Source organism: Streptomyces poriferorum (assembly GCF_019399235.1).
GTDB classification, from domain to species: Bacteria; Actinomycetota; Actinomycetes; order Streptomycetales; family Streptomycetaceae; genus Streptomyces; species Streptomyces poriferorum.
The window spans coordinates 1-10,880 of sequence record NZ_JAELVH010000364.1 but is presented as its reverse complement, the minus strand read 5'-3'; the positions used below and the strand labels follow the sequence as shown (position 1 = coordinate 10,880).

Genomic DNA, 10,880 nt, shown 5'->3' with positions numbered 1-10,880 from the left:
CGAGGGCGCGCCCTCGCTCGACCGTGCGCTGTTCGAGGCCGGGGTCCCCGTCTTCGGCATGTGCTACGGCTTCCAGCTGATGGCCACCACGCTCGGTGGCACCGTCGACGACAACGGTGCCCGCGAGTACGGCCGTACCGCGCTCGCCGTCTCCAAGGCCGGCTCGACCCTCTTCGAGGGCACGCCGACCGAGCAGTCGGTGTGGATGTCGCACGGCGACGCCTGCTCCGCCGCTCCCGAGGGCTTTACCGTCACCGCGTCCACGGACGTCGTCCCGGTCGCCGCCTTCGAGAACGACGAGAAGAAGCTCTACGGCGTCCAGTACCACCCGGAGGTCCTGCACTCCACGCACGGGCAGCAGGTCCTGGAGCACTTCCTCTACCGCGGCGCCGGCATCGAGCCGAACTGGACGACGACCAACGTCGTCGAGGAACAGGTCGCCGCGATCCGCGCCCAGGTCGGCGACAAGCGCGCCATCTGCGGCCTCTCCGGCGGCGTGGACTCCGCGGTCGCCGCGGCCCTGGTGCAGAAGGCCATCGGCTCCCAGCTGACCTGCGTGTACGTCGACCACGGTCTGATGCGCAAGGGTGAGACCGAGCAGGTCGAGAAGGACTTCGTCGCCGCGACCGGGGCGAAGCTCGTGGTCGTCGACGCGGAGAAGCGCTTCCTCGACGCCCTGGCCGGTGTGTCCGACCCGGAGCAGAAGCGGAAGATCATCGGCCGCGAGTTCATCCGCGTGTTCGAGCAGGCCCAGCTGGAGATCCTCCAGGAGGACGGCCCCGAGGTCGCCTTCCTGGTCCAGGGCACGCTCTACCCCGACGTCGTCGAGTCCGGCGGCGGTACCGGCACCGCCAACATCAAGTCGCACCACAACGTGGGCGGCCTCCCCGACGACATCGAGTTCGAGCTCGTCGAGCCGCTGCGCCAGCTGTTCAAGGACGAGGTCCGGATGGTCGGCCAGGAGCTCGGCCTGCCGGAGGAGATCGTCCAGCGCCAGCCCTTCCCCGGCCCCGGCCTCGGTATCCGCATCGTCGGCGAGGTCACCAAGGAGCGGCTCGACCTGCTCCGCGACGCCGATGCCATCGCCCGCGAGGAGCTGACCAGGGCCGGCCTCGACCGTGACATCTGGCAGTGCCCGGTGGTCCTGCTCGCGGACGTCCGCAGCGTCGGCGTCCAGGGCGACGGCCGCACCTACGGTCACCCGATCGTGCTGCGCCCGGTCTCCTCCGAGGACGCCATGACGGCGGACTGGTCGCGACTGCCGTACGAGACCCTCGCCAAGATCTCCACCCGCATCACCAACGAGGTCGCCGACGTGAACCGCGTCGTGCTCGACGTCACGAGCAAGCCCCCGGGCACCATCGAGTGGGAGTAACCCACACCCTCGCCCCTCGTGCCGATGCCGCCGTCCCGTTCCCACGGGCGGCGGCATCGCCGCGTCCCCGGCCCCGACGGCCGCACAATCGATGGCCGATGCCTCTGGTCACCTGGGGCGACCGGCGGTAACTTCCGATCCCGTACGCCTGATCCCGTACGCCCGGGAGCACCGAGGAGTCGCCATGCCCGAGCCCACACCCGTACCCGTGGACCAGCTCCACTTCGCCATGCCGCCCGTCCACACCTCCGTGGAGGAGGAGCGCGCCCACCGCAAGGAACGTCTGGCGGGGGCGCTGCGCCTGTTCGGCGAGTACGGGTACGAGGAGGGCGTCTCCGGACACATCACGGCAAGGGACCCGGAGTTCGGCGACTGCTACTGGGTCAACCCGTTCGGCGCCCCCTTCGACGGGCTGCGGCCCGACGAGCTGATCCTCGTCAACGGCGAGGGCCAGGTCGTCGAGGGGAGCCGGCACGTCAACCAGGCCGCGTTCGCCGTCCACGCGCAGGTGCACCGGGCCCGCCCGGACGTCGTCGCCGTCGCGCACACCCACTCCGTGCACGGCAGGGCGCTGGCCGCGCTGGGGGAGCTCGTCGAGCCGATCACCCAGGAGTCCTGCGCCTTCTACGAGGACCACGCGCTCTACGACGCGTACACCGGGGTCGTCGTGGACGAGGAAGAGGGGTGCCGGATCGCGGCCGCGCTCGGGCCCCGCAAAGCCATCGTGCTGCGCAACCACGGGCTGCTGACCGTGGGCGACTCGGTGGACGCGGCCGCCTGGTGGTTCCTCACGCTGGAGCGGTCCTGCCAGGTCCAGCTGGCCGCGCGGGCGGCCGGGAAGCCCGTACTGATCGAGCACCGGGACGCGGTCACCACCCGGGAACAGCTCGGCAGCGACCTGGTCGCCTGGATCAACTACCAGCCGCTGTGGAGCCGGATCTCTCGAACGTTCTGACGATCCTGCCCGTCCGGTGTGCCCCGATGCGGGAACCTCCTGCCCTGTACGGCACAATTCGCAGCAATCACAGCCGAGTTGGGTTGATCAACGGCTGTACCGGGGCGGGAAGGGGCGGAGTTCTCCGTGGCGTTGGACGAGGCGAGACAGGGCACGCACGGCGGTGGCTGCACGTGCGGCGACTGCCCGCACGGAGCACGTCAGGGGCACCGGCGCGCGGTGGCCGCCTTCCTGGCCAAGCGCGACGAACTCGCCGCAGGTCAGGGGCTTCCCACCGGGGTCGCCCAGTCCGCCTCCGCGACCCGGCAGTGGGTCTCGGACGAGCTGACCCAGTCCGCGCAGGCCGTCGCCGAACGGGGCAGGGAAGCCGGTGACGCCTGGCTGTACCGGGTGTGGCAGCGCACCCTGGTCATCGTCTGGGGCGCCGTCGCCGTGCTGGCCGTCGCCGAGGCGGCCACCGCCATCGGGGCCGGCTGGACCCCCGCCCGTACCGCCGGGCTGATCGCCGGACTCGTCACCGCCGGGCTGCTCACCGCGGCCGCCCACGTCCACCGGGCACGCGGCGGCCTCCTCGCGCCGCTGATCGGCGAGGACAACCGGCTCTCCACCTCCCGTGCGGTCGCCGCGTCCTGGGTGCTGCTCGCCGTCTTCTCCGTCCTCGTCCTCGCCCTCCAGCTGGCGGGCGCCTCCGGCCACGCACAGCGCGACGCGCTCATCGAGGGCCTGGACCTGGCGCGCGGCGCCGGTGTGGTGACCGTGCTGGCCCTGGTGTGCGCCATCGCGGTGGTCGTGCGGCGGGTGGTGAGCGTGCGGGTGCTGTCCGGGCGGCTGCAGAAGCTGCGGGCGGACCGGCCGCGCGCCGCGGATCTGCTCACCGACGACTCGGGGCGCGGCGGGTTCACCGATGTGAGTTACGTGCTGGTGTCCACCGCCGCCGTGCTGTTCGCCGCCGTCCGCCTCGCCCGCCGGCCCGAGCAACTGCCCGACCTGCCGTGGGGGCTCGCCCTCCTGGTGGCCGTCTCCGCGGCGGCCTACTTCGCCGGGAAGTACACGGAGGGCGGCAGGCCCGTGGTGCTGTCGGTGGTCCGGGCCCGTGAGGCCGGCGACCTGGACGCGCCGATCCGTACCGGCGACGACATCGAGATCCGGGGCGCGGGATTCGTGCCGCCCGGCGCCGGGGCCCCGGACCGGCTGGCCCGCATGGTCGTGCGGATCGGCCCCGTCCACGTACACGTCCCGATGATCCCGGTCACCGGCGGCTTCGCCAACCCGACCGACACCGTGCTGACCGTGCCCGTGCCGGTGGAGGTGGAGCCCGGAGTGGTCGAGGTGCAGGTGGTGACCGCGTCCGGGGCGGAGTCCAACCGGGTGGCGATCGACGTCACGGACTGAGGGCTGTCCCGATCATGCCGGGCCCGCGGGGTCCGGGGTCCGCCCGGATCCGAACGAAAGACCCTGGGACCGAGGGAAACCCGGCCGCACACCTGGTGAGCCGCGCGTACGGGGCGTACGTATGGTCTGGTGAAGGATCGAACGGTCCGGCGAGGGTCGAACGGCCCTGTTGACGGACCCGGCGGTCCGGCGGCGGGCCGCGGAAGGCGGGAGAGTCATGCACGGGTACGGCACGAACGGGCGCGGTCTGGGCGAGGCCAGGAGCCTGGGGGAGCTGGCGCGGGAGCATGCCCTGCTGCCCCTGCGCATCTTCCTCGGGGTCACCTTCATCTACGCCGCGCTCGACAAGCTGACCGACAGCGCCTTCTTCCACGCCACCGGACCGGGATCGATCGGCGAGCAGATGAGCGCCGTCCGCGACTCCGCCGCGATTCCGGCCCTCGTGGACCTCGCGCTGAAGAGCCCGTCCGGCTTCGGATACGCCATCGCCTTCGGTGAGCTCGCCGTCGGCATCGGCACCCTGCTGGGCCTGTGGACGCGGATCGCGGCACTCGGCGGGGCACTGATCTCGCTCAGCCTGTGGCTGACCGTCAGCTGGCAGGTCTCGCCGTACTACCTCGGCAACGACCTGATCTACCTCATGGCCTGGCTGCCGCTGCTGCTCGGCGGAGCGGCGACGCTCTCCGTGGACGCCTTCCTCGCGACGCGTCGGCGACGGATCCGGTAGGCCACCCAGGTCACCGTGGCGGCCAGCCACAGGCCGCCCACGTAGACCGGGACGAAGAAGGCCCACGGGGCCTCCCAAGCGCCCGCCGCGTCGGCCGCGTAACCGCCCGCCAGCGTCAGCATCACCAGACCCGCGACGCCGCGTCCGGGCCGGAACTCATGACTTGGCACGGATGACCTCCACCTGTCCGAGACCCACTTCCAGATCGAGCTCGACCGTGCCGGCCGGCTTGACGCCCGCGGCCGGCGGCAGCGTCCGGTGCTCGTTCTGCGAGGGGCGGATGTCCACATCGTCCTGACGCCGGTCGCCCGGCAGGGAGATGTCACCGAGACCGGCCCGCGCGTCGACCCTCACGGTGGCCGTCTTCGGTACGTACACGACGACCCGGCCCGCACCGACCTCCACCTCGGTCCGCACCGTGTCCCCCTCGGGCACGGTGACCCGGGTGAGATCCAGCTTCGCCTGCCCGGAACCCAGTTGGTAGCGCGGCTGCACCGCGGCGACCGACGCCGGCCGCCACTCCTCGCGCACCCAGTGCGTGGTGATGTCCTTGGGCAGCGCGGACGCTCCCGCGAGCAGACCGGCCGTGATCATCGCCATCAGCAGCGTGCCGAACCCGGTCCGGCCGACGAAGGCGCTGATCAGCATCCCGGCCCCGAAGACCGCGAGCGCGGCGACGAGGCCGATCTGCAGACTCGTACCGAGCGGCTGGGAGTCCCAGCTCAGGCCCGTGCCCAGACCGCCAGCGATCATCGCGTTGACGAACACGGCACCGCCGATGGACCGCGGCCCCCGGACCTCCCGCGACCGCTGCGGCGGCAGGAACGGGGCATCGGCCGCCGCCCGGCGCCCCCCGTCGGACCGGCCGCCGAGCACGGTGTCCGGCGGCCCCCACAGATAGCCCGCCCCGACCGGCCCCGTGGTCCCGTCCTTGACGATCGGGTCGCGCCACCAGGACGGCCCGGACGGCTTCGGCGGCGCCTTCACCTCGGGCGGCGCGTCCGACACCGCCCGTTCGGCCGCCGAATGCGTCCGCTCCTGCGGATCGGCCGTCCTGCGGTGCTGCGTCCAGACGGTGAAGCCGATGACCGCGACCGAGAGCATCGCGGAGAACGCCAGCGTGCCGCTGTTGCCCAGCATGGACAGGAACAGCCCGCAGCCGATCAGCGCGCACAGCACCGCGATCAGCGACGAGCCCTCGACCCGGCCCGACAGCAGCCGGCGCGCCTCGTTCTCCTCCTCGCCCTCCAGCGGGATCAGCAGCCAGGCGAAGCCGTAGAAGATCAGCCCGAGACCACCGGTCACCGAGAGCACGCCGAGGACGATCCGGAAGATCACCGGATCGACGTTGCAGTACCGGCCGAGCCCGCCGCACACCCCGGCCACCACCTTCTGCCGCGAGCTGCGGTGCAGCTGCGGTACGGGCCCGGGGGGCGGCACGGCGCCCGGCGGCGCATCCTGGTGAACGGTCATGGCTCCATGGTGACGGGCGCCATGGTCTTCCGGCACCCGTCGCGACCCTGGCCGGTCCCTGATATTGGCCGGGGGCGAACCCTGAGACGCCCTCTCGCCCCCAGTCGCGTCTCAGGGTCGATGTGGGGGCCGACCCTGATGCCACCACCCGCATGGACGTGTGACGATCGGGTCATGCCAGCCGCCACGCCCCGAGCCGCAAGCTCCCTCGCCCCCGACCCGGAGGAGCCGCCCCAGCGCAAGCTGTACCGCAGCGCCGACGGACGGCTGCTCGGCGGCGTCGCACGCGGTCTCGCAGGCCACCTCGGGCTGCCGGTGGCCTGGGTGCGCTTCGTCTTCCTCGGGCTGTTCCTCGCGGACGGTCTCGGCGCGCTCCTGTACGCGGTGTTCTGGATCGTCGTCCCGCTGGGCGTCGGCGGTGTGGACGGTCCGCGCTCCCTGTTCGAGACCGCACCCGACGGCACCCGCAGACTCCGCAAACCCGACAAGGGCCAGGTCTTCGCCCTCATCGCGCTGTTCGTCGGCGCCCTGATCTTCGTCGGCAACGTCGACATGGGCAGCAAGGCCGACCGCTACATCTGGCCCACCCTGCTGATCGGCGCCGGTTCCGTCCTCGTGTGGCGCCAGGCCGACAACGCCCGCCGCGCCCGCTGGATGGACGCCGGCAGCCGCCGCCGGGTCCTGCACCTGGCCCGCGGCCTCGCCGGCGTCGCCCTGGTGGGCCTCGGCCTCGCCGGGTTCATGGTCGTACGCGGCTCCGCCGCCCAGCTCGGCAACGTCCTCACGGCGGCCATCGCCGTGCTCACCGGCATCGCCCTGCTGGCCGGCCCCTGGCTCGTCCGCATGACCCAGGACCTCTCCGAGGAACGCCTGATGCGCATCAGGGCCCAGGAACGCGCCGAGGTCGCCGCCCACGTCCACGACTCGGTCCTGCACACCCTCACCCTGATCCAGCGCAACGCGGAGGACGCGGGCGAGGTCCGCAGACTCGCCCGCGCCCAGGAACGCGAGCTGCGCAACTGGCTCTACAACCCCGGGGGCACCGGCAAGGACGAGGACGACGAGCCCGAGAACCTGGCCGAGGCCGTCAAACGCGCCGCCGCCGAGGTCGAGGACAAGCACGGCGTCCCGCTGGAGGTCGTCGTCGTCGGCGACTGCCCGCTCGACGAGAAGCTGACCGCACAGATGCAGGCCGCACGCGAGGCGATGGTCAACGCCGCCAAGTACGGTGGCGAGGGCGGCGCCGTCCAGGTCTACGCGGAGGTCGAGGGCCGCACGGTCTTCGTCTCGGTCCGCGACCGGGGTCCCGGATTCGACCTGGATTCCGTACCGGGGGACAGAATGGGCGTACGAGAATCAATCATCGGCCGGATGCAGCGCAACGGCGGTACCGCACGGCTGCGTTCGGTGCCCGGCGGGGGCACGGAAGTCGAGCTGGAGATGGAGAGGACGAGCGATGAACGGGACCACTGAGGCGACCGGGGGCCACGAGGGCCCGGAGCGCCGGGTACGAGTCGTGCTCGTCGACGACCACCGGATGTTCCGCACCGGAGTACAGGCCGAGATCGGCCGCACCGAGGAGACCGGTGTCGAGGTCGTCGGCGAGGCCGCCGACGTCGACCAGGCGGTCACCGTCATCACGGCGACCCGCCCCGAGGTCGTCCTCCTCGACGTCCACCTCCCGGGCGGCGGCGGCGTCGAGGTGCTGCGCCGCTGCGCGCCCTTCATGGGCGCGGTCGAGAACCCGGTGCGCTTCCTGGCGCTGTCCGTCTCGGACGCCGCCGAGGACGTCATCGGCGTCATCCGGGGCGGCGCCCGCGGCTACGTCACCAAGACCATCACCGGCGCCGACCTGGTCGACTCCGTCTTCCGGGTCCAGGACGGCGACGCGGTGTTCTCGCCCCGGCTGGCCGGCTTCGTCCTCGACGCGTTCGCCTCGACGGACGCCCCGCCGGTCGACGAGGACCTCGACCGGCTGACGCAGCGCGAGCGCGAGGTACTGCGGCTGATCGCCCGCGGATACGCGTACAAGGAGATCGCCAAGCAGCTGTTCATCTCGGTGAAGACGGTCGAGTCGCACGTCTCGGCGGTGCTGCGCAAGCTCCAGCTCTCCAACCGTCACGAACTGACGCGCTGGGCGACGGCGCGACGGCTGGTCTGAGACCGGGTCCGGGGATCAGGCCGGGTCCAGCGAGATGTTCAGCTTCTCGCCGACCCGGCGGTAGCCGATGGACGCGTAGATCCGCTCCACGTCGGCGTCGCCCGGCTCCAGCCACACCACCCGGCAGCCGCGCGCGAACGCGGTCTCCGTGAGGTGGGCGGAGAGGGCGGCCCCGATGCCGCGGCGGCGGAAGTCCGCCGGGACGGCGAGCCCGGCCAGCTCGCTGAGGCCGTCGACCGGTACCGAGCAGCCGCCCGCGCCCGCGGGCGTGCCGTCGACCGTGGCGAGGGCGGCGACCCCGCCGTCCGACGCGGCGGTGCGCAGCCACTGGGCCGTACCGGCCTCGGGCTCGCCCGTCCCGCCGTAGCCCAGGTGCTGGACGAGGGCGGCGGCGTCGAACTCCGCGTTCGTGGCGGGCTCGGCTATCACCAGGCCGTCGACCGGCTTCGGCGGCAGCAGGGCGCCGGGGGCGCAGGCCAGGAGCGGGGCGCGGTTCTCCACGGTGAACCCGGCGGCCAGCAGGGCGGGTTCGACCGCGGGCGCCCAGGTGGGCAGAAACTCCAGGCGCGGCATCCGGTCCAGCTCGCGGAAGGCCGCGATCAGGGCGTCGAGTTCGGCAGGTGTCGGCTCGGCGCCCTGGTCGGGGATCGCGTAGTTGGCGTACTTGAGGGACCATCCCGGGTTGTAGCGGATCGCGAACGGCCCCACCCGGACATGGTCCGCGGAGCGGAGCGTGAGCGTACGGGCGTGGGTCTGGACGTCGACGTCCATGGGCATGTGCGGGTGTCCTTCGGCCGTTCCGGATCGGAGAGCGGGAGCCTACGCGACCCGGGTCGCTCCGGCGAAGGGCATTTGGTCGATCGGGGCGACCCGGACCGGGGCGCCCGGGCGCGGCGCGTGGATCATCTGGCCGTTGCCGATGTACAGACCGACGTGGGTGACGCCCGAGTAGAAGAACACCAGGTCCCCGGGGGCGAGTTCGGACTGTGACACGCGCCGGCCCGCGTTGATCTGCGTGTACGTGGTCCGGGGGAGGGAGACACCCGCGGAGCGATAGGCGGCCTGGGTGAGGCCGGAGCAGTCGAACGAGGAGGGGCCGGTGGCGCCCCAGACGTACGGCTTGCCGAGAGCGGTGTACGCGAAGGCGACCGCCTCCGCGGCGCGGGCGTTGGGCGCCTGGGCCGATCCGCGCGGGGCGCTGCGGTCGGCGTGGGCGCTGCCGCGGCCGCCCTCCGAGGCGTCGTAGGAGGCGCGCTCGGCGGGGGAGAGGCGGGCCAGCAGCTGCCGGGCCTCGGCGAGCTTGGTGCGGACCGTCGCCTTGTGCTTCTTCAGGGCTGCCTGGCGGCTCGCGAGTTCGGTCAGCTCGTCGGCGGCCTCGGCGCGGACCTGGGCCACGTCCGCGACCTGGCGCTGCACGGTGCGTACCTCGGTGGCGCGCCGCTCGCCGGCCCGCTCCACGTACGAGGCGCGCCGGAGGTACTGGTCGGGGTCCGAGGAGAGCGCCAGCTGCACGGCGGGGTCGATGCCGCCGGAACGGTACTGCGCGGCGGCGTACGAACCCAGAGCCTCGCGTGCGGTGTTGAGCCGCTCGGTCCTGCGGGCGGCCTCGTCGCGCAGGGCGTCGACCGACTTCGCGGTGGCGGCGGCCTTCTCCCTGGCGCCGTTGTACTGCTCGGTGGCGGCCTCCGCCTCCCGGTACAGCCGGTCGACCTGGGCCTTCACCTGGGCGGGTGTGGGCGCCGGATCGGCGTGCGCGGATCCCGGCAACGCTGCGGCGGTCGCGGCCCCGGCGAAGGCGAGCGTCGCCGCTGTGCGGGCAGCAGAGCCGGTGTACGGGCGCTGCTTGGGTTTCCGGTGCGCTGCCACGAGGGCGGGCGTCCTTCCTTTCGACGGCCCGCCGGGGTCTACCGACGGGCCCGCCCGGCCCGGCGGCGGGCTGCCAACAGGGGGAGCGGCCCGCCGCCGGAACCTCGGCGGGGTGACCGGGAACGCCACCCGGGTACGGATCGGCGCTGTGCCGGTCACCTGGCAGGGACGCTAAACCCGGGACACGGGAAAGAGTTGTAATGACGCTTATTGTGTGAATTTGGCGTTGCGTTGTCGCCGGATGATCGGAAAAATTGCATCAGAGCTAGGCAATTGGTGCATCTCGCGGTCAAGTAGTCGCTAAGGCTCACCTGGCTGCGGAGTACTGATATGGCCGGGGCTAGGCTGCGGAGCCATGCGTGTACTCATCGATGTCTTCGTCGCCCTGCACATCATCGGCATCGCCTCCCTGCTGGGCGGTTTCCTCACCCAGATGAAGGCGATGGGGGCAGGCACGGCGCGGTTCGTCCCGGCCATGCTGCACGGAGCGCTGACCATGCTGGTCACCGGAGTCGCGCTGGTCGGCCTCGACCAGGCCGACGACCACCCCGTGAACAACGTCAAGATCGGCATCAAACTGCTGATCCTGGTCGTGATCCTCGCCCTCGTCTACGTCAAGCGCGACGAGGAGAAGGTCGACAAGGGCCTCTTCGCGGCGGTCGGCGGACTCACGATCGTCAACATCTTCATCGCCACGCTCTGGACCTGAGCCGCCGGCACGGCCCGAGCGGGCGGGCTCATGACGCCCGCCGGGCGGATGGCCCTGAGGCGCGGACCGGTCGGGCGGTGTCGTGCCGCCCGTCGGGCCGGCGGTCTTATGGCGCGGTGCCCCACTCGACCTGCCGGCCCTCCCGCCGCAGCGCCTCCTCGACGCCGGCCCAGTCCTCGACCCACTCGCCCACGCACTCCCGCGTCATCGCCGGGTCGGCCG

The 10,880-nt window shown here is 72.3% G+C and carries 10 protein-coding genes; 7 read left to right on the top strand and 3 right to left on the bottom strand.

Features of this window, described 5'->3' with window-relative positions; translation table 11 throughout:
- The 4 genes from guaA to JGS39_RS35835 all read left to right on the top strand — a co-directional run.
- Positions 1–1,375 (top strand): glutamine-hydrolyzing GMP synthase (guaA, locus tag JGS39_RS35850; RefSeq protein WP_219573946.1); only part of this gene is annotated, 1,375 nt, incomplete at its 5' end.
- Between the two features lie 184 nt (positions 1,376–1,559).
- Positions 1,560–2,330, top strand: a complete 771-nt coding sequence (locus tag JGS39_RS35845) for a class II aldolase/adducin family protein (RefSeq protein WP_219573945.1) — start codon at positions 1,560–1,562, stop codon at positions 2,328–2,330.
- Positions 2,331–2,456: 126 nt separating this feature from the next.
- Complete coding sequence (locus JGS39_RS35840; protein WP_219573944.1) at positions 2,457–3,722, top strand: hypothetical protein; 1,266 nt, start codon at positions 2,457–2,459, stop codon at positions 3,720–3,722.
- A 217-nt stretch (positions 3,723–3,939) separates the two neighbouring features.
- Positions 3,940–4,449: a DoxX family protein gene (locus tag JGS39_RS35835; protein ID WP_219573943.1), complete on the top strand. Its 510-nt coding sequence runs from the start codon at positions 3,940–3,942 to the stop codon at positions 4,447–4,449.
- A gap of 156 nt (positions 4,450–4,605) precedes the next feature.
- On the opposite strand, the gene JGS39_RS35830 is transcribed toward JGS39_RS35835, so the two are convergent.
- Positions 4,606–5,922, bottom strand: a complete 1,317-nt coding sequence (locus JGS39_RS35830) for a PspC domain-containing protein (protein WP_219573942.1) — start codon at positions 5,920–5,922, stop codon at positions 4,606–4,608.
- Between the two features lie 174 nt (positions 5,923–6,096).
- Here JGS39_RS35830 and JGS39_RS35825 point away from each other — a divergent pair, with 174 nt between their 5' ends.
- Positions 6,097–7,395, top strand: coding sequence for an ATP-binding protein (locus JGS39_RS35825; protein ID WP_219573941.1), 1,299 nt, complete (start codon positions 6,097–6,099; stop codon positions 7,393–7,395).
- Positions 7,379–8,083, top strand: coding sequence for a LuxR C-terminal-related transcriptional regulator (locus JGS39_RS35820; protein WP_136327611.1), 705 nt, complete (start codon positions 7,379–7,381; stop codon positions 8,081–8,083). Before JGS39_RS35825 ends, JGS39_RS35820 begins: the two co-directional genes overlap by 17 nt.
- 15 nt (positions 8,084–8,098) lie before the next feature.
- Here JGS39_RS35820 and JGS39_RS35815 read toward each other — a convergent pair whose 3' ends face one another.
- Positions 8,099–8,860, bottom strand: a complete 762-nt coding sequence (locus JGS39_RS35815; RefSeq protein ID WP_219573940.1) for a GNAT family N-acetyltransferase — start codon at positions 8,858–8,860, stop codon at positions 8,099–8,101.
- Between the two features lie 42 nt (positions 8,861–8,902).
- Positions 8,903–9,949, bottom strand: coding sequence for a C40 family peptidase (locus JGS39_RS35810; protein WP_219573939.1), 1,047 nt, complete (start codon positions 9,947–9,949; stop codon positions 8,903–8,905).
- 355 nt (positions 9,950–10,304) lie between these two features.
- Here JGS39_RS35810 and JGS39_RS35805 point away from each other — a divergent pair, with 355 nt between their 5' ends.
- Positions 10,305–10,658, top strand: a complete 354-nt coding sequence (locus JGS39_RS35805; RefSeq protein WP_219573938.1) for a hypothetical protein — start codon at positions 10,305–10,307, stop codon at positions 10,656–10,658.
- Positions 10,659–10,880: the final 222 nt, after the last annotated feature.